The organism is Nostoc sp. C052 (genome assembly GCF_013393905.1).
Taxonomy (GTDB): domain Bacteria; phylum Cyanobacteriota; class Cyanobacteriia; order Cyanobacteriales; family Nostocaceae; genus Nostoc.
Map to the genome: position 1 here is coordinate 5,423,899 of NZ_CP040272.1, position 25,125 is coordinate 5,449,023.

Consider the following 25,125-nt stretch of genomic DNA (forward strand, 5'->3'; position numbering starts at 1 on the left):
TCTTTAATTTTTAATTTTTAATTTTTAATTGTTTGTCCCCCTCCCGGTAAAGTGCGACTAACTTTTGCAGGGACAAGAATTCGTCCTTAATGCTGATAACCAATGAATCTAATGTAAACTAACTCATCTTCAGCAATATCAGCTGTGTCTGGTTGATGAATCTGCGGATTGTAAGCTACTTTTTCCCAAGGTTTCCCTATCTGTTCGTAACCCCATTTATTGAGGAGGTTATCTAAAGAGGTAAACATCGAAAGCAGATTTTTCGCAGGTAATTCTGGTTTAATCTGCACCATCTGGTAAATGCTTGGATAATTTGTCAGTAATGTCTGCAACTGCTCAAATGTCGCAGAGCGAAATTCCTCTGATAGTTCAACTCGTTGCTGCTGCAATTCTTCATGCAGTCGCAAGCCTTCCTGATGTAGCGCTGCTTTTTCAGCAAGGAACTGTTCTATTTTTTGCTGCTTTTCTAAGTAATTTTTCTGCGTTACTTTTAGTTCATTTTCTAGTAATTCAATTTGCGTAGACGCTAACCTGCTTGTCGCTAGACATCTCGCCAATTCTAATTTGTTAGTTTCTAATTCTGCTTGGCGAGCGATCGCATCACTAATTGCTGGAATAATCAACAACAGAGTGGAAATCCCTATTGCCATTGTCAAAAGGCTTAAAAGAGAAAATATTCCTATCTGCATCCCTCTTAGATTTGTTTGAGAGACTGATTTTGTGCCACTGTCTCGCCCTCACCGTCTTCGTAATACTCAGGCAATAATTCTTGATTTTCAACTTCTCCTAAAGCCTTTTCAATTCCCGATGTTGTACTTGTGCAACTCGAACCAGAAGCATTGATTACTGTTTCAGTAATTTTCCCATCTTTACCAATGCGATACTCAATTTTATGATACTCCGTCATAAGTATAATTTATTGATTTTTTCAGGGTTTTAAAAATGCCACAATCATCTCTATGTTGTACTAAATTTCCGTCAACGGCAATTATTTGCATTGATGTATGCGTAGCATTTTTGGGAATTCTAATAAAGAATCAAAAGGTAAAGCACCATGACAGACAACCAAAATCAACCCAGAGATTATGATGCAGTGTTGGGAGGACAATCTCCGCCTCCTGTTGATGGAGTTGTTTTAGGAGGAATTGAGGGGGTTAAACGTTCTTTATCAAATCCTGTGATTGAAGTGCGAATTGCTGCACTTAGCGAAGCCTTAAAATATGGTGATGCAGGGTTGGATATATTAATTCAAGCGTTGCAAGATAAATCGAGATTGGTGCAGCGTTTTGCTTATCGACTATTGAAGCAAAAAGTAGAACCACAAGTCAAACAAGCTTTGCAAGCATATAAATCTTGGAATTTGGAAGAGAGATTTAACCAGTATCAAGGTTATCAAGGTTGTTATGTTCCTCAATTTGCTAATCGGCAAGTTGTAGAATTCGATGCAAATGTAGGTATTTTTGAACCTGTTAATAATGCTTATGCTCTCAGGTTTGAGTATGATACTTATGAGAATTTACCCAGTAAACTTAGTAGACTTCTGCAAGAACCCAACGCCGAGAAATTAGAAGCTTTAGTGTTTGGTTTGTGGGCAGAAACATCACAGACTGATTCAAGTAGTATTGTCCAAGCTTTAGTTGATGCTAAACAACGTTTAACTAATCTCAAAGCTATTTTTATTGGCGATCTTACTTCTGAGGATTCAGAAATATCTTGGATTCAACAAAGCGATATAAGTCCCATTTTACAAGCTTATCCCAAACTCGAAATTTTGCAAATTCGTGGAGGGGATGGTTTACAATTTAGTCCGCCGATACGACACAATCACCTCAAAGCATTGATTGTTGAAACTGAGGGATTAAGTCGGGATACTGTTGCACAAATTTGTCAGATGAATCTGCCAGCCTTGGAACATTTAGAATTATGGTTTGGTAGTGAAGATTACGGCGGAGATTGTTGGGTTGAAGATTTAAATCAAATTATTTTTGCAGAAAAGTTTCCCAATTTGGTTTATTTAGGATTACGCAATAGCCAATTTACCGATGAACTAATTAATCCTATAGTAAGTTCCCCAATTATTAATTCTCTCAGCATACTTGATCTTTCAATGGGAACGCTGACTGATGTTGGTGCGGAAGAATTGCTGAATAGTCAAGCTATAAATAATCTTGACATTCTCAATATTTCAGAAAACTTCTTATCTCAGGAAATGATTGATAAATTCTCTGGTTTTGATGCGCGTATTTTGGCAAATAATCAGAAAGCAGAAGATGAAGATAGTTACATTGACGGTCGCTATTGTTCTGTTTCTGAGTGAAATTTATAGTAATGGGCGACTAGAAGTCGCGGCTACACGAGACTTTACCCGCCTGCACGGGTTAAAAAACTTTCTCTTAATTAGTTCACTTTTAGCTATGAACAACAATCCAAATCAACCAAGAGAATATGATGCAGTGCTTGGTGGAGAAGTACCACCACCAGTTAATAGTGTAGTTTTAGGAGGACTTGAGGGGGTAAGAAGCCGGTTAAGAAGTTCGGTGGTTGAGGTACAAGTTAATGCACTTTCCGAAGCGTTGAATTACGGCGATGTAGGTTTGGAGATAGTAATTCAAGCCCTACATAATCAGTCAGGACAGGTGAGATTATCAGCTTATAATATTTTGCGTAGGCGTAGCCCGTCGCAGACATCGCGCACTGAATCATTTGTCAAACAAGCACTGCAAGACTTTAATCCATATCAATTTTTTCAGTGTATTCATACATTAAAAGCGTATTACCAACAAGTTCACTCTGTAGCTATTAGTCCAGATGGTAAAACTTTGGTATGTGGTTCAGGTGATAGCCGCTATAACAGTATCAATTCGCCGAAAGTCTGGAATTTAGAGACAGGACAAGAAAAATTTGATCTGCGATTTAATCATCATCATACTTCTGATATTAATTGGGTAGCTATTAGTCCTGATGGACAGAAGATGATTAGTGCTGGGGCAGATAAAATCATTATGCTTTGGGATATAAAAGCAGGTAAATATCTCGGTAAATTAAGCAAGCATTCAACTACAATTTACGCTCTAGCTATACATCCTAATGGAGAAAGCTTTTTTAGTGCAGATGGGAATGGATGTATCAAAATTTGGCAGTGGAATTGGGGTGAAGAAGTTGCTATTTTAGAAGGGCATCGTCGCTCAATTTATGCTCTTTGTATATCTCCTGATGGCAAGCTTTTAATTAGTGGTGGTGAAGATAGAACTATCAAAATTTGGGATTTAAAGTCTAGACGTGAAATTTGGAGTCTTATAGGACATTGCCATTCAATACGGTCTTTAGCAATTAGCCCTAACGGGCGTATATTAGTAAGTGGTAGTGACCAGAGAATTAAAATTTGGGATATGCAAACTGGGGAAGAAATTTTTTCTTTTTACGGTCATGCTGGTTGGGTTCGTTCTATCGTATTCAGTCCCGATGGTAAAACTTTTCTGACTGCTGGAGACCAAAATATTAAAGTCTGGGATTTAGCTTCAGAGAAGAAAATTTTCTCATTTCAAGGTCATACAGGAGCTATTCGTTCATTAGCACTAAGTTCTAATGGGCAAACATTGGTGAGTGGTGGTGTAAATAACACAGTCAAAGTGTGGAGGTTTTAATGTCAGAAAGTATTAGTCAACTTTTTCTCAAGCTGGAAAACTGGAAATTCCAACAATTTAATCCTCAAGTTGGTATTAGCAACCATGAAAGTTATGCTTATACGATTCAAATTCAACCACAACATCGCAATAAAAACATAAATTTAGAGACTTTTTATAATCTTTTGCAAGACCCTCAATCTAGCAAAATTCAAGCTTTGATTTGTCAAATAGAATATGAAAATTATTGGAACGATAATAATATCTGTTTTGGGATAGTTTTAGAAGCACTTTGCGAAGCATCTGAAAAACTGCCTAATCTTCAAGCATTATTTATAGGAGATGCAGAACAACATGAATATCGCAAATCTAAGTTAGCAGTTTTTGATATTCGTCCAATTCTCGAAGCATTTCCTAATTTGCAATTGCTAAAAGTACGTGGTCAATTTTATGAATATCTCTTAGAATGCGAAACTTTAATCCATAAAAATCTCAAAACCCTAATTATAGAAACAGCAGATATCGACGAGAGAAATTTCTCTCAAATTTGTGCTTTAGAATTACCAAATCTAGAATGTCTAGAACTCTGGCTGGGTAGGCAACTAAGAAATGAGACATTTATTATTGATAATTTGATACCAATTTTATTTGGTGAATCATTCCCAAATTTGGCTTACTTAGGACTTCGTAGCAGCGAATTTTCTGACTTGCTTGCAGAGAATATAGTGCGATCGCCAATGATTGAACGTCTCTTAGTGCTTGATTTATCAATGGGTAATTTAAGCGATTATGGGGCAGAAGCTTTTTTAAATTGTCCAGCGATAAATCAACTTCATACCCTCAACATTTCTAACAATTGCGTATCAGAAAGTATGGTTCAACGATTGTTACAGCTTAATTGTCAGGTGATTGCAGACGATCAAGAGGATGAAATGGAAAGAGGATGTGGAGGATCGAGATACTCTGCTTTGCATGAGTAATGAAGAATCTGAATTTGCCAATCGCTATTCTGCCCTCCACGAATAAAGAATAATTAGATAATGCTAAATTTTATCCTCATCGCTAACCCCGAAAACCGCCGTGTCGGTTTCCTCCAAGAAGCACTAACCCATTTCAACCTACCACCAGCTACCGTAGTAGATTACGCCGACTTAATAGCAGGAAAACAAACTCTCGAACAATTCAACACACCCAACACTATTATCCGCTTTGACTCTCCAGAAAAAAACTTTGATGTTGATAAAGCCATCATTGCAGAAGGGAGTAGGGAGATTTTTTCTACTTCCAATCATCAACATATCAGTGCAGAAGCAGCGACAAAATTAGAATTTGACAAAGGACTGATCCTCTATCCGCGACAGTGGTATTTAGGCTGGCGGTATCTGTTGCAAAAATGGGAAACACAACTTACTCCCCTCCTCGCTTGCGGGGAAGGGTTGGGGGTGGGGTACTTCATGAACCATCCCCAAGATATCGCTGTGATGTTTGACAAACCAGCTTGTCACGAAAGATTCAGCCGTCATAATATCCCCGTTCCCCGTTCATTAGATAAAATCCACAACTACGATCATTTACGCGAACAAATGCAAATGCAGGGAATAGAACGAGTATTCGTCAAACTTTCCCACGGTTCCGCCGCTTCTGGAGTCGTTGCTTACCGCGCAAATTCGCGTTTTGAATCAGCCATTACCACTGTCGAACGAGTGCGAGAAAATGGGCAAACTCTGCTTTACAACTCCCGAAAAATTAGGCACTATACTCATCACGAAGAAATCGCCGATATCATCAATATCTTGACAGCAGAAGGCGTACAAGTTGAAGAATGGCTACCTAAAGCACATTTACAAGAATGTGGTTTTGATGTGCGTGTGGTGGTTATTAATGGCGAAGCACAGCATATCGTTGTTCGCCTTGGTAAAAGTCCCATGACAAATTTGCATTTGGGGAATGAACGGGGAAATACTGAGGAATTTTTAGCAAAAGTTGGTGCAGAAAATTGGGAGATAATGAAGCGAACTTGTGAACAAGCAGCAGGGTTATTTCCTAATAGTTTATATTGTGGAGTTGATTTACTGATTTTACCTGATTGGAAAACTCATGCGATTTTAGAGATTAATGCTTTCGGTGATTTATTACCGGGTATTTTGTGCAATGGAATTGATACTTATACGAGTGAAATTAAAGCGATTTTGGAACTAAACACAGAGACACAGAGAACACAGAGATTTTTATAAATTTCTCGTTAATATCTGCGACTCTGCGCCTCTGCGTGAACATAAAAAATATTTTTCTTCGCCATGTTAAACATGAATCAAATCGTCGGAAATCACAATATCTTATTTATCACTATAGACACACTGCGTTACGACGTAGCCAAAGATTTACTCGCACAAAAACGCACTCCAAACTTAGCAAAAGTACTCCCTAAAACAGGTTGGGAAGAACGACATTCACCCGGAAACTTCACTTATGCTTCTCATCATGCATTTTTCGCAGGCTTTTTACCCACACCTATAATGCCTGGAATTCACCCCCGCCTTTTTGCTTTGGGATTTGAAGAAAGTACCACTACGACTGATACAACTTGTGTATTAGATAGCTCAAATATTGTTAATGGATTAGCGGTTAAGGGATATCATACAGTTTGCATTGGTGGAGTTGGTTTTTTCAACAAACGCAACCCTTTAGGTAATGTAATTCCCTCAATGTTTGCCGAAAGTTATTGGAGTCCAGAATTAGGTGTTACTAACCCCAAATCTACAGAAAATCAGGTAAATCTTGCACGACAAATTTTAGAACAAACGCCAAAGAATCAACGCATATTTTTATTTATAAATATTTCTGCCTTGCATCAACCAAATTATTTCTATCTTCCCGATGCCAAAGATAAAATCGATACCATTGAATCTCACGCCGCAGCTTTGGAATATGTCGATCGCCAATTAGCCAAACTCTGGAATATTATACGACAAAGGCATTCTACTTTTTGCATTCTGTGTTCTGACCACGGGACAACTTATGGTGAAGATGGTTACACTGGACATCGACTTAGCCATCCTGTGGTTTGGACGGTTCCTTATGCTGAGTTTGTTTTATGAAAACTCACGCAGAGGCGCAGAGTTCTAAATTCTTTTAAATCTTATGCTGACAATTCAAAATCTTAAATCCAAAATTGCCCAGTCTCCTTATCAAGCATACGTTTATTCTTACCCGCACAAAACAGCTTACCGTCCCCTCACTCCACCTGTGTATCTCCCGGAACTTTGGGCGCAGCAAGATAGACAAGCGCTATTTCTCTACATACATATACCGTTTTGTGAAATGCGTTGTGGGTTCTGTAATCTGTTTACCGCAGTTAGCCACAATGAAGATTTTATGAGTCAATATGTCCGCACGTTACAGCGACAGGCGCAACGGATGAAAGCGGTGTTGGGTGATGCGTCATTTGCTAGGTTCGCTATTGGTGGCGGAACTCCCACCCAATTACCCATTCAGCACCTCGAAACTATTCTCAATATTGCTGAAAATACGATGGGTGCAAGGTTACGGGAAATTCCCATTTCTGTAGAAGTTTCGCCAGAAACCGCCACTGAGGATAAGTTAAAGTTGTTACGATCGCACGCCGTCGATCGTGTTAGCATTGGTGTCCAAAGCTTCATCGATTCGGAAGTTTTAGCCACCCAGCGCCGTCAATCTACTACCCAAGTAGAAACAACGCTGACAAGGATCAAAGAGATGGGATTTCCCACGCTTAATATTGATTTGATTTACGGTTTACCCGGACAAACAATAAATACTTGGTTGCAATCAATACAAGCTACCTTGCGTTTTCAACCAGAAGAAATTTATCTATATCCATTGTATGTGCGATCGCTCACAGGTTTGGGACGCACAGATCGAGAATGGGACGATATTCGTTTAGCTTGTTATCGAGAAGGGCGATCGCTATTATTGTCAGAAGGATATACGCAAGTTTCCATGCGGATGTTTCGACGAGTGGAAGAGGGACAAGGGGGACAAGGTAGACAAGGTAGCAATATTTCTCCCTTGTCTCCCTCGTCTCCCATCTACTGCTGTCAAGCCGACAGTATGGTTGGTTTAGGTTGTGGCGCACGTTCCTACACTAATACTTTGCACTACTCCAACGAATATGCTGTGGGAGCAAAGGGAATCAGCGAGATTTTACAAGCATATATTCAAACAGCAGATGAGTCATTTTACTACGCGCATTTTGGTTTTCAACTAAATGCTGAAGAACAACGTCGGCGATATATTTTATTATCTTTGCTTTCCGATGAAGGATTGAATTGTGCTAGTTATCGTCAGAAATTTAGTAGTGAAGTATACGCTGATTTTCCAGAGTTTTCAGAACTGCTTGTTTTGAATTTAGCGATAAAAGATGAGGATATTTTACAGTTAACTGAATTTGGAATTGAGCGTTCTGACACTATTGGCGCGTGGTTATTTTCTGAGAAAGTGCAGGAATTAATGCAGGATTATGAGTTGAAATAGTCGGGTTTCAAAAATATTTGTACAGAAACGATTAATCACGCTTCTACGAGTATTTACATTACATCTACCGTTGGAGAAAATATGACAAATAATCAAAATCAGCCCGGAGAATTTGATGCAGTACTCGGAGGAGAAGCACCGCCACCAGTACGAGGTGCTGTATTAGGTGGTATTGAAGGTGTTAGAAAACGTTTATCGAGTTCAAACATTGAAGCTGGAATTGCAGCGGTAAGTGAAGCATTAAACTATGGCGATGCAGGATTATATTTGCTAGTTGAAGATTTGAAAAATAAATCTAGGAAAGCTCAAAGAGCAGCATTGAAAATTTTAAAAGATATAGAATATCCTCAAGTAGAATTAGCTTTAAAAAATTATTGATATTACTGATAATTATTTAACTGATGAGATAATTAAAGAATTTAATCAATTTGACATTGAAGTTATTTCCGAGAGACAAAAAACACCAGATAAATATTATTCTGCCTGCGAATAATCAAATTTAACTAATATTCAATAATAACTATTACTATGCACCTTACTATCCTCTATCGCGGCCCTTTAATTAGTTGCAACTACGGTTGTGAATATTGCCCCTTTGCCAAACGCCAACAAACAGCCGCCGAATTAGCAATCGATAAACAATCTTTAGAACTGTTTGTAGATTGGATTTCCCAACATCCCCAACATCAATTTTCAATTCTCTTTACTCCTTGGGGAGAAGCCCTAATCCATTCTTCGTATCAGCAAGCACTGATAAAATTAACGCAACTCCCCAATGTTAACAAAGCAGCAATTCAAACTAATCTATCTTGTAATTTAGATTGGGTAGAAGAATGTAACAAAGATAAATTGGCGCTTTGGGCAACTTTTCATTCCGAATGGGTGTCACGCGATCGCTTCTTAGCCAAATGCCTCAATCTAGACAACAAAAATGTCAAATTTAGCGTTGGAGTTGTCGGTTTTTCCAAGTTTAAAGCAGAAATAGCAGCTTTACGTCAAGAGTTACCAAACCACGTTTATTTGTGGATTAATGCTGTGAAAGCTGAACTGACTAATTTATCACCAGAAAATCGAGAATTATTTCAATCTATCGATCCATTATATGAATTAAATACTCAACATTATCCTAGCTTTGGGCATTCTTGTCAGGCTGGAAAATCAGTGATTTCTGTTGATGGTGATGGGACAATGTATCGATGTCATTTTATTAAAGCAGCAATTGGTAATATTTATGATTCTGACTGGGAAGCAGCTTTGTTTGAACAACCTTGTACCAACCAAACTTGTCACTGTCATATTGGTTATGTTCATCTAGAATATTTAGAAATGAATAAGGTATTTGGTGCTGGTATTTTAGAAAGAATTCCTGATAATTGGGTTAATCAAAATTGTACTGTAATATAACCTGCATTCCGCTATATACCGATTTTAGCATCTGCCTGACATGCCAATTCTTGTCTAGATAGTTTACGCAGTGCGGGTAGAGTATCAATAATTCTCGGTTAAGGGGAAAAGGGAAAGAAAAAACCTTTAACCCAAACCCAGTACCCTTTACCCCAAACCCGATTTCGAGTTAAAAATGCAAAACCTGAGAAGTATTGGGTAGAGTATTCTGAATTCTGACTCCTTTTTATAGGAAAAAAGCCTGGAATAATTTCTAGACAATCATTTCAGGCTTGAGCCTCTTCAATTTTATAATTATTAAATCCGCTTTAATATCTGCGGAATGTGGGTTGTAAAAATGCTTGGACTGGAGTGCTAAATTTGTCACTTGTCGGGAACTTGCAATGGCAGCGACCATTATACTTTTTTATAGCGGTGATTTAGCGATCGCAGCCCAAACTCTATGATGAACTTCAAGAATTTCTGTAGGATATCTTGTTTCGAGTAATGTCGCCAATTCCTGGTCAAATACTTCTACCAATTCTTGTGTCAAGCTGGCTCCCACACCGGCACTAGCACGAATTCGTCCCCGCCAAGCCTCGTGTGTATAAGGTACAAATACATCGTAAGAAAATGTGCGGATTTCTCGAAATCCTCCTTCGCCAATATCTTGTAACCACAGGGGATGCAAGCCATTACCGCCGCCCATATTCCAGGCGGGATTATGAGCCTCGATCAGTCGTTCTGTGGCTTCAACGACATTACCTTTTAAAGGTATCCAATCAAAATGTGCGATCGCGATCGAGCCATTTCTTCTCAATATACGAGTAATTTCCTGGACGGCACGCGGACGATCAAACCAATGCCAACACTGTCCAGCTGTCACCACATCAGCACTGGCATCTGGTAACTCGGTATTCTCAGCAGTTGCGACTCGATAATCTACTTGGAGTTGGGCAGATTCGCTTAACTGTCTGGCTTGTTCTAAAAGTGACACTGATGGGTCGATGCCGATTACATAAGCACCTCTATCAGCAAAGCCCCGCGCTAGTGTTCCTGTTCCTGTACCAAGGTCAACAATATTCTGCCCTGGTAAACCTATACCATATTCAGACAGTCTATTAAATAATGAACTGGGAAAGCCAGCGCGGTGTTTTGCATAATCAGTAGCAGTTGCACCAAAATCAATTTTCATACCTATAAAACTATTCTTGTAACAATTGTCTAGGCTAGAAGTTCTCTACCCACGGACGTAGTTCTACTTCCCAAGTCCAAGCACTGCGCGGTTGGCGGAGAATGCTGAGATAAGTTTGAGCGATCGCATCCGGGTCAAGAGTACTATCAGGATTATCTACTGGATCTTGGCGAACTGCTGAACGGATTCCACCATCAATCACAAAATGCGCTACATGGATATTCTTTGGTGCTAATTCTCTAGCAATACTCTGAGCCAAACCGCGCAGTGCAAATTTCCCCATTGCAAAGGGCGCAGATAGCGGATAACCTTTAACACTGGCTGAGGCTCCAGTAAAAAATATAGCACCGCCGCCAAGTTGCAAAAACCTTTTGGTAGCAGCTTGGGCTACAAGAAAACCACCATAAGCAGTTATATCTAAGGTTTTTGCCACTTCACCAGGATCTAGATCGACAAGAGGCCCCCGCACCCGAAAACTGGGATTGTAAATAACAACATTCGGGGAACCGACTTTATTTTCGATATCAATAAATAACTGTTCTACTTCATCCGGCTTTGAGGCATCAGCGGCGAAACTAACTGCCCCAATTTCACTGCTCAATTGAGTGAGTTTTTCAATTTGGCGAGCTGCTAAAGCTACGGTAAATCCTTCTTTGGCAAATAGGCGAGCTAAAGAAGCGCTTAGTCCATTACCTGCACCGACAATTAAAGCTGTTGTTGCCATAAATTAATTATCCATCACTGAAGATAACTGTGAATTGCCCTTAGTGGGACTTTGACCAATTTGCAGTACACAAACTGCGGCAATCAGACAGAGAACGCCTGATAAAATAAACGCTTGTAAATAACTACCCGTCCAAGTTCTCAAGACTCCGGCTCCGAATGCTGCTGTGGCTGCACCAAGCTGGTGTCCGGCGACAATCCAACCGAACATCACGCCGACATTTTCTTTACCGAAGACGTTGGCAACCAGACGGACTGTTGGTGGTACGGTAGCAATCCAATCAAGTCCATAGAAGACGGCGAAAATGGAAAGCCCATAGAAGGAAAAGTTGAAACTGAAGGGCAAGAAAATCAAAGACAAACCCCGCAGTCCGTAGTACCAACACAATAAGTAGCGATTGTTCCAGCGGTCAGATAGCCAACCGGACATAGTAGTTCCGAAAAAATCGAATAATCCCATGATTGCCAAAAGACCCGCCGCCTTGACTTCCGGGATACCGTGGTCAATACAAGCGGGAATCAGATGAGTTCCAATTAACCCATTTGTGCTAGCACCACAGATAAAAAAGCTACCAAATAACAGCCAGAAGTCGCGGTTACGCATTCCCAGCCAGAGGGCGTTAAGAGTGGAGGCGATGGAATTGACTTTGGGCTGTAACACTTCTACAGTTTCGCTGGTGTCGCCAAAAGGTCGCAAACCAACATCCGCCGGGCGATCGCGCATAAAAGCTGCGATCGCTGGAATAATTAAAAGTGCTGCACCAGTCAGAGCTAGAGCCGCAATTCGCCAACCAAAGCGATCGGCGACTGAAGCCAGCATGGGTAAAAACACTAGTTGCCCCGTAGCTGTACTGGCAGTTAAGATGCCCAGAACTAGACCCCGCTTTGACAAAAACCAGCGATTGACGACAATAGCACCCAAAACCAGGGCGATAACTCCGCTACCAGAACCGACTACTACACCCCACAGCAAGACTAGTTGCCAAGACGCTGACATCAAAGTGGTTAAACCGACACCGAGAGCAATGATAGCAAGCGAAAATACCATCATCCGCCGAATGCCGATCCGCTCCATAACGGTGGCAGCAAAAGGGCCAATTAATCCGTAGAGTACCAAGTTAATGGAGATTGCTAAAGATATAGTTGCTCTACTCCAGCCAAACTCTTGTTCCAGAGGCACTATAAAAACTCCAGGAGCAGAGCGAATTCCGGCTGCCACTAGCAAGGCTAAGAATGTTAAACCTGCAACTATCCAGCCATAGTGGAACGAACGACGCGCGAGGAAGGAGGGTAAGGACATGGTTGAGGAGGGGGGAGTGAGATGAGGGAGTAGGGGAGGCAGGGGGAGCAGGTTTAAAGACTCGTTGGCGAGTATCAAAGACTCATTCACGAGTATCAAAGACTCGTTGGCGAGTATCAAAGACTCATTCACGAGTATCAAAGACTCGTCGGCGAGTATCAAAGACTCATTCACGAGTATCAAAGACTCGTCAGCGAGTATCAAAGCCTCATTCACGAGTATCAAAGACTCGTCGGCGAGTATCAAAGCCTCATTCACGAGTATCAAAGACTCGTCGGCGAGTATCAAAGCCTCATTCACGAGTATCAAAGACTCGTCGGCGAGTATCAAAGACTCATCCCCTATTCTCCATGCCCCATTCCGCATTTATAAAAAACTACCCTGCATAAGGGTTGCCAATTCTGTCTACAGAGACATTAGAGGAGAATGGCAAACGACCGGGATTTAAGCGTGGTTCGGCTGCATAGCCAACAGGGACTAAAACAGCGATCGCTAAATCTGGATTATCCCCAGCACCAATTACTTGCTTTACCTGATCCTCAATCCAACCGTTCATAAAACAAGTCGATAATCCCAGACTTTCTGCCGCTAACACCAAATGGGTAGCAGCGATAATCGCATCTTTGATGGCATACTCCCGTTGCTTGTCTCCTAGCCCCTGTTGAAATTGCGGAATAGCAGTTTTAAAATAATTTGCCGTACCTTCATTCCAGGCCCCAGTTGCAAGAGCCTGTTCAATGATCGGGTTCAAGTTTGTTTCAGATGCAGTTGCATCAGCAGCAAACACAAAGGTAACTGGTGCTTGGACAATTTGCTGTTGATTCCATGATGCTGCTGATAAGGCTGCTTTTTGCGCCTCATCTTGCACAAGAATAATTTGCCAGCTCTGGATATTATAGCTGCTGGGCGCTGCCACGGTTAACTCTACCAGTTGTTTGAGCAATTCTGGGGCGATGGGGTCTGTTTTAAAAGTTTTGATTGAACGACGTTTAGCGATCGCACTTGGTACATCTAAAGGTTGGGTTTGGATGACGGTACTCATGAGATTCTCCTGATAGTTGGATTATGACCAAACAATTCGTAATTAGCATACAAGCGAATGTATTTATTCATGAAACAAAAATAAAAATTATTCCTTGTTTCCGAATAAACAACTTTACAGTACGCTCAAGGGAAAATTACGAATTAAGCTGTTGGAAATTTAACCTGCATATTACCTGGAATTAAAACTCTTGTGGAATGGGCAACAATGAGCGCCCTAGTTATGCAAATTAAAAGTACATTAGCTTACGAATTACGAATTACACGTTAGCTACAGGTTCATTAGCAGTCGACCAAAATGGATAGTCTGTATATCCCTGTTCACCACCACCATAAAAGCTTGCTTGATTTGGTTGATTTAGTGGTGCATTCAAAGCCAAGCGTCGGGGTAAATCGGGATTTGATATAAATAATGTGCCAAAGGCAACTAAATCTGCGGCTTTGTTTGCCAGTACAGCATCACCTTTTTCACGGGTATAACCACCATTGACGATGAGAGTACCTGTAAAGCGATCGCGTATATGACTGGTGGGTACAATTATTCCGCCATGTCTGATGTCTGCCTCTGTTGCCTCATAAATATGTAGATATGCCAAATTAAACTTATTCAATGCTTGAGCCGCATAACCGAATGTCTCCAGAGGATTGGAGTCATGGATATCGTTAAAAGTCCCACTGGGAGAGAAACGTACCCCAACTCGGTTAGAATCCCACACACTAGTTACCGCTTCTGTTACTTCCAACAGGAATCGGGCCCGATTTTCAATGTCACCCCCATATTTATCTGTACGTTGATTAGTACCATCCCGAAGAAACTGATCTATTAAATAACCATTAGCTGAGTGAATTTCCACCCCATCAAACCCAGCCGCTAGAGCATTTGCCGCTCCCTGACGGTACTGTTCGACGATCTGCGGTATTTCCGATGTTTCTAAAGCACGGGGAGTAACAAAAGGTTTTGGCCCCTCATAAGTTGAAGCCTCACCTTTAGGAGCGATCGCAGAAGGTGCTACAGGTAAAACTCCATTTGGTTGTAAGTCTGGATGAGAAATTCTGCCGACATGCCATAGTTGCAAGAAAATTCTTCCTCCGTGCTGATGTACGGCATCGGTTACTAACTTCCATCCCTCCACCTGTTCTGGTGAATGAATTCCTGGTGTCGCGGGATAGCCTTGCCCTTCAGGAGTTACCTGTGTTGCTTCAGAAATAATCAGTCCGGCGGAAGCACGTTGAGCATAGTAAGTAGCATTAAGTTCGTATGGGACGTTTCCCTTAGCTGCCCTATTTCTGGTTAAGGGTGCCATCACTATCCGATTAGGTAATTCCAGATTCCCTAATTGATAAGGAGAGAATAAGTTGATATCAGCTGTCATTGGTTATATCTCCAAATTATTTTACATTGGGCATTGGGCATTGCCTCGTTCCCAGTCTCCGACTGGAAACGAGATTTGAAAAGGGTTTGGTCTATTGCTGTGCCCCTACAACAGATATACTTCAAATACTAAACAATCGATCGAATAACGCCACCATCTACCCGCAAAGCTGCACCATTAGTTGCTGAGGCTACGGGACTAGAAAGATAAACTACGATCGCTGCTACTTCTTCATTAGTTGCAAAGCGTTTAATCAAGGAAGTTGGACGCACATTTTGAAAAAATTCAGCCTCAACTTCTGTTGGACTGATACCACGTTCCTGTGCTAGTTGAGAAATAAACTCTTCAACGCCTTCTGAACGGGTTGGCCCTGGTAGGACTGAGTTTACTGTGACTCCAGTGCCAACAGTCATTTCTGCTAGACCTCGGGCAATGGCTAGTTGCGCTGTCTTAGTTGTGCCATAGTGAATCATTTCCACTGGGATCTGAATAGCAGATTCGCTGGAGATAAAAATTATCCGTCCCCAGTTTTGCTCTAGCTGCTTTTGCAGATATTGCCGACTCAAGCGGACTCCACTGAGAACGTTAACCTCAAATATGTTTAACCAATCTTGATCAGTAATATCAAAGAAGGTTTTTGGCTCATAAATACCTAAATTGTTGATGAGAATATCAACGTGAGGAACTTTTTCAAAAAGTTGTTCTACCCCTGATGCTGTGCCGGTGTCAGCAACAACACCAGAAACTTTCGCATCGGGTGTAAAATGCTTAATTTTAGCGATCGCTTGAGCTACTCTTGCTTCAGACCGACCATTGATAATTACTGATGCACCCTCTTGAGCTAACCCAAGAGCGATCGCCAAACCAATGCCTGCGGTTGAGCCACTCACCAATGCAGATTTACCATGCAGTTTCAAGTCCATTTCGCTCTTTCCCCGTTAGTTGAAACAGAATGATTTGGGACTGGGGACTAAGAAGTAGGGGGAGATTAGGGAGATGAGGGGGATAAACAAAACTCCTCACTCCTAACTCCTCACTCCTCACTCCTAACTCCTAACTCAGCACTCAAATTAAAGATGCTGTGCTAAGGTCTTATTCAAGGTAGTTTTTGGGACTGCCCCGACGACAGTATCAACCTGCCGACCGCCCTTAAAAACCATCAGCGTCGGAATGCTGCGAATTCCGTAATGGCTAGCGACAGTAGGATTTTGATCTGTGTTCAGCTTCACAAATTTCACCTGTCCTTCGTATTCAGCAGCAACTTCATCGACGACTGGGCCCACCATCCGGCAAGGGCCGCACCAAGGGGCCCAAAAGTCCACTAATACCGGAATTTCACTTTCCAAGACTTCTTGCTTGAATGTGGCTTCTGTGACATTTGTAATGGATGACATAAATTGCCTTCCTAATTAATTCTATTATTCGATAATATCGAATAATAAAAATATATGCCACCTGATGAGATAATGCAACTATGAGATTTCTTTATCATCCAGATAGAAAAAATATTTCTTTACCGGGCGTATTGTATGCATTGGGCGATCCGGTGCGGTTAGAGATTGTGCGGTTGCTGGCGACTGAGGGGGAACAATGCTGTGCGAGATTTGATTTTGCGATCGCTAAGTCTACGATGTCCAATCACTTCAAGATTTTGCGGGAGTCGGGGATAGTCTTGACACGCAAAGAAGGGACACACCATATTAACATACTACGGCGTGAAGATTTAGAGATGTTGTTTCCAGGGTTACTGGATGCAGTCTTGAAAGCTGCTCAACCATTGCCTGTTAGCCCTGTTAGTACTAAACAAATAGCTTCAAGAATTTAGGGGTATTGGTCATTGGGTATGAATTGTTTAAGAATCTTCTCGTTTTTCTTTCTGTATTTCTAAATCAGCAAAGATATCGTGTTGTTCTTGAAAAGTCCTTGGAGTGTGAGATAAACCTAAATCTGTAGAGAGTAAATCAATACCATCGATAATTTTGGGTATCTGAGCTTGATCGACTTGCAGACTCAGAAAGCATTTCTCCCTGTAATCTGGTCTTTCTTGAAAGCGTGCGATGTCTACGACGGGCTACGCCTACGCTCTTTTCAAAGGGCGCATAACCTGATATGCTCTTTCAGCCTTCTCAATTGATACTTGAGGTATTGGCGATCGCAGCCTGAGAACTGCTAGATCGATTAAATCTCTAGCCTCAACGCTGTCATCGGCGTAACGGTCAGAATTTGACAGCAGCTTAGAGGTAAAACAATCATTGAAGCTTAAGCAGAGAACAAGTGACTACTTTGGATATCTTGGTGGATCTAGTTGAAAACGAGTTTCGGCAATAATTTCAATTTTAATCGGCACATCATCCACAAAAACACTTTTATTTTAGATTAAAAACTGGTATTATCCGAGCTAGGATAAACTCTTCCTTTCCAAGCGCCGCCGCGCCCTTGCCAATGACGGAGTGCTGAGTCTAAAGTCATTAAAGTATAAAGAAAAGCGATCGCAGGTAAGCTCAACGCGAACCAGGGAGAACATTTATAAAAGCGGATCGTCGGGTAGTAAGCGACAGTCATCAACAGCCATCCGAATAAACCTGTAAATGCGATCGCCCAATTGCCCCAAACTGCACCTAGAATCATACATACAGGCGGAGCTAAATAAATCAGAGGCATTCCTACCAAAGTTCCCAATAGTAGTAATGGCGAATAATTCAGTTGGGTATAGGCAGTACGGGCAACCATATCCCAAATGGTCGCCAGGGAATCATAGGGACGCAAACTGCGAGTCAAGCTACTCAACCCCAGCCAGATACGACCTTGGCTGGGGATTAGGTATTGAGCATTGTAGGTATGGTTATTTTCTTTGTCTCCCCTGCTCCCCTGCTCCCCTGCTCCCCTGCTCTTCTTAACAGCCTGAGCCAAGGCGCAATCGTCAATTAAAGCTTGGCGAATCACTTGGATACCTCCAATTCGCTCTAAAGCTTCACGGGCGATCAGAATAGATCCCCCGGCGGCGGCGGCTGTGGGATTGTTGGGATTATTCACCCAGCGAAAAGGATAGAGTTTTTGGAAGAAAAAGACGAAGGCTGGAATTAAAAGTTTTTCCCAAAAGCTTTCACACCTGAGTCGTACCATTACCGAAACCAGGTCTAAATCTTCTTGGACAGCTTTAGCAACCAGTCGGCGGAGATTACCAGGATCGTGTTCGATATCTGCGTCAGTCAGCAAAAAATAATCAGGTGCAAGTTTATTCGCGCTCTTGATACCTTGCTCAACTGCCCAAAGTTTCCCTGACCAACCAGGAGGCAGTGATTCACCTGAGATAATATGCAGTTGTTGGGGTTTGCCGACAGCGTGTGCAACCCCTTCAGCAAAATTTGCTGTCCGGTCTGTGCTGCGATCGTCCACCAAAAATACAGTGAAAGAACCAGGATAATCTTGGAGTAGGAGCGATCGCAAACTAGTTGGTATTAACTCAGCTTCGTTACGCGCCGGAACGACGGCACAAACCACAGGTAACGATTTTAGAGACGTTGTATACAACGTCTCTACCTCTAATTGCTGGTCTGTCCGCCAAAATTGCCCCCAAAAACATAGTAACCCTAACCAAATTGTCAAGGATAAGAGCATCAATCCTAATACAATTACATCCATGACCGTCGCTTCGCTCCAATTCAAAATTCAAAAAAAAGAATGATCTATTGCAAATTTTTAGTGACTCAGACACAATACTATGTCTACTGATATAGGAAAATTTTTTTATCGGATTGCCGTATTCAAAAGTAGGGTTGGGTGTTGAGGTTAAATAGGATTTGATGCAAACACAAGACAGGGTAAAAGTCAATCAAGTCGCAGAAGCGATCGCAGCTAGCCAAGAATATCTGCTTTCAATTCAAAATCCGGCAGGTTACTGGTGGGCAGAGTTAGAATCTAATGTCACCATCACTGCTGAAGTCGTTCTCCTGCATAAAATTTGGGGAACAGACCAAACCAGAGCTTTACACAAAGTTGAAGCATATTTGCGTCAAGAGCAACGGCAGCACGGCGGCTGGGAACTTTACTACGGTGATGGTGGAGAACTCAGCACCTCGGTTGAAGCTTACATGGCGTTAAGACTTCTAGGTGTACCAGTAAGCGATCCGGCGATGCTTCGGGCGAAAACTTTTATTCTCCAACGAGGTGGGATCAGCAAAACTCGGATTTTTACCAAGTTACACTTAGCCTTGATTGGTTGCTACAACTGGCGCGGTATTCCCTCGCTACCAGCTTGGGTGATGCTGTTGCCGAAAGCTTTTCCAGTTAATATCTATGAGATGTCTAGCTGGGCACGTTCCAGTACAGTACCATTACTGATTGTATGCGATCGCAAACCTGTTTTTCTCACCGATTCAGCGATCAACCTAGATGAGCTATACGCCGAAGGTGTCGATCGAGTCCAGTGGGAATTACCCCAAAGTGGCGATTGGACAGATTTATTCCTCACCCTCGATCGGGGGTTTAAGTTGGCAGAAAGCCTTAATTTAGTACCCTTTCGCCAAGAAGGCATCAAAGCCGCCGAAAAATGGATTTTAGAGCGCCAAGAAGCTACAGGTGACTGGGGCGGCATTATTCCGGCGATGCTGAATTCAATGCTGGCTTTGCGGTGTCTGGATTATGACCGAAACGATCCCATTGTGGAACGAGGTTTGCAAGCAATTGATAACTTTGCCATTGAAACAGACAATAGCTATCGGGTACAGCCTTGTGTTTCACCCGTCTGGGATACAGCTTGGGTGATGCGTGCTTTAGTAGAATCTGGCTTTGCACCAAATCATCCGGCTGTAGTCAAGGCTGGAGAATGGTTGCTGCAAAAACAAATTTTAGATTACGGAGATTGGGCTGTCAAAAATCGCCAAGGAAAACCAGGGGCTTGGGCGTTTGAGTTTGAGAATCGCTTTTATCCCGATGTAGACGACTCGGCGGTGGTGGTGATGGCGCTACATTTAGCGAAACTCCCGAATGAGAAAATTAAGCAAGCTGCGATCGCTCGGGCCTTAAACTGGATTGCATCTATGCAATGTAAACCGGGTGGATGGGCTGCTTTTGATTTAGACAACGATCAAGATTGGCTCAACTCGATTCCTTATGGCGACTTAAAAGCCATGATCGATCCAAACACCGCAGATGTTACGGCTAGAGTGCTAGAAATGCTTGGTGCTTGTGATTTGTCAATTGATAGTGATAATTTAGAGCGATCGCTTACTTATCTTCTGCACGAACAAGAAACCGAAGGCTGTTGGTTTGGTCGTTGGGGTGTAAATTATATCTACGGTACTAGTGGCGTTTTATCAGCCTTGGCGTTAATCGATCCTCAAAGGCATAAACTCAGTATAGAACGGGGAGCTAGTTGGTTAGTTGGCTGTCAAAACCCAGATGGGGGTTGGGGTGAGACTTGCCGCAGCTACAACGATCCTAGTCTCAAAGGAAAAGGAAATAGTACTGCATCTCAAACTGCTTGGGCAATAATAGGGTTAATAGCAGCAGGTGAAGCCACTGGTAAATTAGCTCTTGAGGTGATTGAGCGGGGAATTAGCTATCTAGTAACAACTCAAAAACCCGATGGTACTTGGTTTGAGGCAGACTTTACGGGTACTGGCTTCCCTTGCCATTTTTATCTCAAGTATCATCTGTATCAACAATACTTTCCTTTAATTGCGCTAGGTCGTTATCAAGCAGTAATTCAAAAAGGTTAGTTAATTAGACATCTGGTGAAAAAGAATTGTTTTGACGTAGCAGTGCTACGTCTCTACAAGGGTTTTGAAATTATGCAAGATCATTTTCATACCTGAATTCAGCAACGCCAGTTTTTTGTTGTCAAACCAAGGAGAATAATTGTCCGCATATCGGCGGTTGTTGCTGCTAATTGGTCAAGTGTGATCGCATACCTCAAACAACTGCTACAAACCACCATGACCCGTTCCACTAATTGCGATCGCCTCTCAATGCAGTTTTAGGTTTTTCCTAATTAATGTTATGCACTCAAAATTTACCATCAGAACAATACGACAATACTGGTATTATTTATCATAGTCGAAATTATATTTTGATATTAATTAATAATATTTTTGATTTATCGAATGTTTAAATTACTCAGATACCTTAGTATTTTTCTGATTACCGCCTGTTTGCTATTTGCTTGTAATTCTTCAGCACCGACCAAATTAAAACGCCCTCCCTTGAAAATACCATCGGCATATTTTGTTGGGGAGTATCCAAGTATCATTGCTCAAGAAAAAGGATTTTTCAAAGCCCAAGGGGTAGATGTGGAACTAATTCATAAACGATACATCCAATTGGTACAAGGAAATTTAAGTGCGGGTAAATATGATGGTGCTATATCTTCTTTGGGAGGTTTTATAATCTTGAGTGCCACAAATCCAGATATACAAGGCGTGATGGTTGTAAATGAATCAACAGGAGCAGATGTGGTAGTCGCTCAATCACCAATTAAAACCGTTGCTGACTTGAAAGGTAAAAAGCTGGGTGCAAATCTAGGTGGTTTTAGCGAAGTTTTCGTGACTGAGATGTTGAAAACTGCCAACTTAAGCAGCGATGATGTAAACTTGGTTAAATTAGAGGCTTCAGAAATTCCTCAACGCTTAAAAAATAATGATATTCAAGCCGGACACACTTGGGAACCCTATCTCTCTGAAGCAAAAAAAAAATTAGGGGGACATATCTTATTTACCAGTAAACAAACCCCTGGCTTGATTTCAGATATGATGGTCTTTCGCGGTGAGACAATCCGCGATCGCCCGGAAGATATTCGTGCATTTATCCGAGGATGGCTGCAAGCCACGACCTACTGGAAAGCAAATGTTCAGGAAGGAAATGCTATCATCAGCAAAGCTTTAAAAATTCCCATAAATACAATCTCTTTGGAGGGAGTAAACCTAACTGATTTAGATGAAAATAAAAAATTATTTCAATCTAGTAACCCTCACTCCATTTACAAAACTGCCAAGATATATGCAGACTTTTTTATTCGCTCTGGAAACGTGACGCGCATTCCTGAGCTAAAAAGTCTGTTCAATCCTTCTTTCTTAAATTCTTCCTCTTAAGTTTAGAGGTTGTTTATAAAGCAATACGCTTGGATTAGGGCAAAATGTTGCAAAAAAATTGTAGGTTGCGCTCTGCTCCACCCAACCTACGTCTAATGCACTATCTTAAACTTACCACCCTACTACTTAAGATTTACTTTATAAATAAATAGCCTCTGAAAGCCATGCAGAATTTCCTTTTGGGCGGCATCCGTACAAAGCTGATTGCCTCATTTCTCGTTGTTGCTTTGATTCCGTTGCTGTTATTGGCATTTATCAACAAACAGACAACTGAAAAAGCACTAACTGACAACGCAAAACAAGCCCTATCTGCGGCAGCTAACGAAACCGCTAACAGAATAGATGCCTTTATTGATGCAAATCTCAATGCTGTGCGCGTAGAGGCGATTTTACCAGGTTTGGCACGCTACCTCAGCCTAACTCCAAAACAGCGAGATGACAGCCCCGAAATGCAATTGGCGATAGAAACATTAATCCGTCTTAGTCGCAAAGATATGGTCAATGTTATCTCTTATGCTTTGCTTGACTTAAACGGGAAAAATGTATTGGATACATATACATTGAACATTGGCAAAGATGAATCAGTTCAAGATTATTTTAAAAACCCATTGCAAACTGGGTTATCCTTTGTTTCTAGCATGAAGCGATCGCCGATAATTCCTGAGCTTGTTACTCTCTTTTTTAGTAGTCCGGTTCGCAATGCTAAGAAAGAGATATTGGGTATATTGCGTGTTTCATACAATGCTACTGTTGTTCAGCAGTTAGTGACTCGACAAACTGAACGGGCTGGGGCAAAATCTTTTGCTATTCTTTTAGATGAAAATAAAATTTATCTGGCACATAGTACTGCACCCGAATTGCTGTTTAAATCAATTGTGCCTCTGCCTGCCAATCTTCTAATGAAACTGCAAAAGGAAGAACGGCTGTCTAATTTTCCTGTCAAAGAATTGACGACTAATGACTTAGAACTTCAGAAAGCATTGGATAATAAACAGTCGTATTTAATTGCATCTTTGTCAGCCGCAGGTAATCAGGTTAATTTGATTGCGATCGCTAGTTTGAAATATAAACCTTGGTCTGTATTGTTTGCCCAGCCCCTTGCTGTGGCCCTAGCACCTGTAGAAAAGCAAATTCGTGACACAATGTTTCTATTTGCGTTTATCGCTGGGATAGTGACAATTATTGCTTGTGCTGTTGGGCAACTGCTAACAAGACCAATAATTCACCTTACCAATATAGTTTCCCAGTTTACCGCAGGTAACTTAGATATTCGCACCAAAAATAACTCAAAAGACGAAATAGGCCAACTAGCAAAATCATTTAACAACATGGCACTTCAGTTACAAACCTCTTTTGAAACTTTAGAACAACGGGTACAGGAGAGAACAGCAGAGTTAGCTATTGCAAAAGAAAAAGCTGAAGTGGCAAATCAAGCTAAAAGTTTATTTATTGCCAACATGAGCCATGAATTGCGATCGCCACTCAATGCAATTATGGGTTTTTCTCAATTAATGTTACGTGCTAAAAACTTACCACCAAAACAGTATGATAATGCCGTAATTATCTATCGTAGTGGAGATTATCTCCTAACATTGATTAACAATATTCTTGATTTATCGAAAATAGAAGCAGGTAAAACGACCCTCAAATCCAGCGATTTCGATCTTTATCGCTTGCTCTATGATTTAGAAGATATGCTGCATCTACAAGCAAGTAATAAAGGCTTAAAATTAACATTTCAATGTAGTGAAAATGTTCCACGTTATATTTACAGTGATGTCTTAAAACTCCGGCAGGTATTAATTAATTTAATTAGTAACAGCATTAAATTTACTGAAGAAGGAGAAATTACTGTAACGGTAAATAATAGCAGTGAAGAATTCACAGATATTTTAAATCTTGATTTTCAAGTCCATGATACAGGGGTTGGTATTTCCGCAGCAGAATTACCCAAAATATTTAATGCTTTTTCTCAAGCAAAAGCCGGGAAAGAATCTCATGAAGGTACGGGTCTGGGTTTAGCGATTAGTCGCAAGTTTGTGCAGTTGATGGGGGGAGATATTTTGGCAAAAAGTCAATTAGGAAAAGGGACAACTTTTAAATTTAATATTCAAGCTACATTAGGTCAGAAAATCAACGACCATACTTTAGGACTGTATTCCAAAGTATTGGGAATTGCACCAGGGCAACCCATATATAAAATATTAATAGTAGATGATAAATCTATTAATCGACAATTAATCATTCAACTTTTAGAACCTTTAGGTTTTGAGATCAAAGAAGCCAGTAACGGCAAAGAAGCAATAACTATTTGGGATGAATGGGAACCGCACTTGATTTGGATGGATATGCGGATGCCTGTGATGGATGGTTACGAAGCCACTAAATACATCAAATCAACTACCAAAGGCAATGCTACTGCGATAATTGCGCTCACAGCCAGCGTTTTAGAGGAGGAAAAAGCGATCGTGCTTTCAGCCGGTTGTGATGACTTTCTGCGTAAACCCTTTGCTGAACACACAATTTTTGATACACTCACCAAGCATCTTGGTGTAAGGTATATATTTGCTGAAAATAATCCTGTAAATTTGGAATATATAGAAAAAAATGATTTAACATCTGATAACCTAACTTGTATGTCTCAAGAATGGATTCATCAATTCTATGAAGCGGCTTTAGAAGCAAATACTAACCTGATAATTGAATTAATTAGAGAAATTCCTCAAACAGAAACTTTTCTAATTCAATCTTTAACAAAACTTGTCCGTAAATTTGAACTTGAACAATTAGTTAATTTAGTAGAACCTCTATTAATGTAGGGACAATTATTAAAAATTAAAAACATTTCAGACGGGGGTCTAAATCCCAAATGAAATGGATGCTACTA

The 25,125-nt window shown here is 41.1% G+C and carries 23 protein-coding genes; 12 read left to right on the top strand and 11 right to left on the bottom strand.

Annotated elements, in window-relative coordinates:
- Positions 1 to 86 precede the first annotated feature (86 nt).
- Together FD723_RS22375 and FD723_RS22380 are read right to left on the bottom strand one after the other, a co-directional pair.
- Entirely contained in the window at positions 87 to 650 is a 564-nt protein-coding gene (locus tag FD723_RS22375; protein WP_179067323.1) for a molecular chaperone GrpE, read from the bottom strand.
- 44 nt (positions 651 to 694) lie between these two features.
- Entirely contained in the window at positions 695 to 907 is a 213-nt protein-coding gene (locus FD723_RS22380; protein ID WP_179067324.1) for a DUF2997 domain-containing protein, read from the bottom strand.
- Between the two features lie 147 nt (positions 908 to 1,054).
- Here FD723_RS22380 and FD723_RS22385 point away from each other — a divergent pair, with 147 nt between their 5' ends.
- From FD723_RS22385 to FD723_RS22420, 8 genes are all read left to right on the top strand, one after another.
- The gene (locus FD723_RS22385; protein WP_179067325.1) at positions 1,055 to 2,317 is read left to right on the top strand and encodes an STM4015 family protein; all 1,263 of its coding nucleotides are present in this window, start codon (positions 1,055 to 1,057) and stop codon (positions 2,315 to 2,317) included.
- A complete protein-coding gene (locus tag FD723_RS22390) occupies positions 2,271 to 3,644 on the top strand; it encodes a WD40 repeat domain-containing protein (protein WP_179067326.1) in 1,374 nt (457 codons plus the stop codon). Before FD723_RS22385 ends, FD723_RS22390 begins: the two co-directional genes overlap by 47 nt.
- The gene (locus FD723_RS22395; protein ID WP_179067327.1) at positions 3,644 to 4,603 is read left to right on the top strand and encodes a HEAT repeat domain-containing protein; all 960 of its coding nucleotides are present in this window, start codon (positions 3,644 to 3,646) and stop codon (positions 4,601 to 4,603) included. The genes FD723_RS22390 and FD723_RS22395 overlap by 1 nt, the downstream gene beginning before the upstream one ends.
- A gap of 60 nt (positions 4,604 to 4,663) precedes the next feature.
- Entirely contained in the window at positions 4,664 to 5,857 is a 1,194-nt protein-coding gene (locus FD723_RS22400) for an STM4014 family protein (protein ID WP_179067328.1), read from the top strand.
- Positions 5,858 to 5,929: 72 nt separating this feature from the next.
- Positions 5,930 to 6,721, top strand: coding sequence for an STM4013/SEN3800 family hydrolase (locus tag FD723_RS22405; protein ID WP_256874900.1), 792 nt, complete (start codon positions 5,930 to 5,932; stop codon positions 6,719 to 6,721).
- 43 nt (positions 6,722 to 6,764) lie between these two features.
- Positions 6,765 to 8,135, top strand: a complete 1,371-nt coding sequence (locus FD723_RS22410; protein WP_179067330.1) for an STM4012 family radical SAM protein — start codon at positions 6,765 to 6,767, stop codon at positions 8,133 to 8,135.
- Between the two features lie 81 nt (positions 8,136 to 8,216).
- Positions 8,217 to 8,513 carry a hypothetical protein gene (locus tag FD723_RS22415; RefSeq protein ID WP_179067331.1) on the top strand — a complete coding sequence of 99 codons (297 nt, stop codon included), beginning with the start codon at positions 8,217 to 8,219 and terminating at the stop codon, positions 8,511 to 8,513.
- Positions 8,514 to 8,663: 150 nt separating this feature from the next.
- Positions 8,664 to 9,539 (top strand): STM4011 family radical SAM protein, encoded by an 876-nt coding sequence (locus tag FD723_RS22420; RefSeq protein ID WP_179067332.1) that lies wholly within the window; start codon positions 8,664 to 8,666, stop codon positions 9,537 to 9,539.
- A gap of 406 nt (positions 9,540 to 9,945) precedes the next feature.
- On the opposite strand, the gene FD723_RS22425 is transcribed toward FD723_RS22420, so the two are convergent.
- The 7 genes from FD723_RS22425 to trxA form a co-directional block, all read right to left on the bottom strand.
- On the bottom strand, positions 9,946 to 10,713 hold the full coding sequence (locus FD723_RS22425; protein ID WP_179067333.1) for a class I SAM-dependent methyltransferase: 768 nt from the start codon (positions 10,711 to 10,713) through the stop codon (positions 9,946 to 9,948).
- A 34-nt stretch (positions 10,714 to 10,747) separates the two neighbouring features.
- On the bottom strand, positions 10,748 to 11,437 hold the full coding sequence (locus FD723_RS22430) for an SDR family NAD(P)-dependent oxidoreductase (protein ID WP_179067334.1): 690 nt from the start codon (positions 11,435 to 11,437) through the stop codon (positions 10,748 to 10,750).
- 3 nt (positions 11,438 to 11,440) lie between these two features.
- The gene (locus tag FD723_RS22435) at positions 11,441 to 12,736 is read right to left on the bottom strand and encodes an MFS transporter (RefSeq protein WP_179067335.1); all 1,296 of its coding nucleotides are present in this window, start codon (positions 12,734 to 12,736) and stop codon (positions 11,441 to 11,443) included.
- Between the two features lie 376 nt (positions 12,737 to 13,112).
- Entirely contained in the window at positions 13,113 to 13,778 is a 666-nt protein-coding gene (locus FD723_RS22440; RefSeq protein WP_179067336.1) for a nitroreductase family protein, read from the bottom strand.
- Positions 13,779 to 14,037: 259 nt separating this feature from the next.
- The gene (locus FD723_RS22445; protein ID WP_179067337.1) at positions 14,038 to 15,150 is read right to left on the bottom strand and encodes an alkene reductase; all 1,113 of its coding nucleotides are present in this window, start codon (positions 15,148 to 15,150) and stop codon (positions 14,038 to 14,040) included.
- A gap of 128 nt (positions 15,151 to 15,278) precedes the next feature.
- Positions 15,279 to 16,073 carry an SDR family NAD(P)-dependent oxidoreductase gene (locus tag FD723_RS22450; protein ID WP_179067338.1) on the bottom strand — a complete coding sequence of 265 codons (795 nt, stop codon included), beginning with the start codon at positions 16,071 to 16,073 and terminating at the stop codon, positions 15,279 to 15,281.
- Between the two features lie 147 nt (positions 16,074 to 16,220).
- Positions 16,221 to 16,544: a thioredoxin gene (trxA, locus tag FD723_RS22455; protein ID WP_012412473.1), complete on the bottom strand. Its 324-nt coding sequence runs from the start codon at positions 16,542 to 16,544 to the stop codon at positions 16,221 to 16,223.
- Positions 16,545 to 16,624: 80 nt separating this feature from the next.
- Here trxA and FD723_RS22460 point away from each other — a divergent pair, with 80 nt between their 5' ends.
- Positions 16,625 to 16,975 carry a helix-turn-helix transcriptional regulator gene (locus FD723_RS22460; protein ID WP_179067339.1) on the top strand — a complete coding sequence of 117 codons (351 nt, stop codon included), beginning with the start codon at positions 16,625 to 16,627 and terminating at the stop codon, positions 16,973 to 16,975.
- Between the two features lie 252 nt (positions 16,976 to 17,227).
- Here the strand turns inward: FD723_RS22460 and FD723_RS44190 are convergent, their stop codons facing one another.
- Positions 17,228 to 17,383 carry a hypothetical protein gene (locus FD723_RS44190; protein ID WP_372743819.1) on the bottom strand — a complete coding sequence of 52 codons (156 nt, stop codon included), beginning with the start codon at positions 17,381 to 17,383 and terminating at the stop codon, positions 17,228 to 17,230.
- 143 nt (positions 17,384 to 17,526) lie between these two features.
- Positions 17,527 to 18,792, bottom strand: coding sequence for a glycosyltransferase (locus FD723_RS22465; protein ID WP_179067340.1), 1,266 nt, complete (start codon positions 18,790 to 18,792; stop codon positions 17,527 to 17,529).
- 161 nt (positions 18,793 to 18,953) lie between these two features.
- Here FD723_RS22465 and shc point away from each other — a divergent pair, with 161 nt between their 5' ends.
- From shc to FD723_RS22480, 3 genes are all read left to right on the top strand, one after another.
- Positions 18,954 to 20,870: a squalene--hopene cyclase gene (gene shc, locus FD723_RS22470; RefSeq protein WP_179067341.1), complete on the top strand. Its 1,917-nt coding sequence runs from the start codon at positions 18,954 to 18,956 to the stop codon at positions 20,868 to 20,870.
- A 384-nt stretch (positions 20,871 to 21,254) separates the two neighbouring features.
- Positions 21,255 to 22,238 (top strand): ABC transporter substrate-binding protein, encoded by a 984-nt coding sequence (locus FD723_RS22475; protein WP_179067342.1) that lies wholly within the window; start codon positions 21,255 to 21,257, stop codon positions 22,236 to 22,238.
- Positions 22,239 to 22,402: 164 nt separating this feature from the next.
- Entirely contained in the window at positions 22,403 to 25,057 is a 2,655-nt protein-coding gene (locus FD723_RS22480; protein WP_179067343.1) for a hybrid sensor histidine kinase/response regulator, read from the top strand.
- The last annotated feature ends 68 nt before the right edge of the window (positions 25,058 to 25,125 follow it).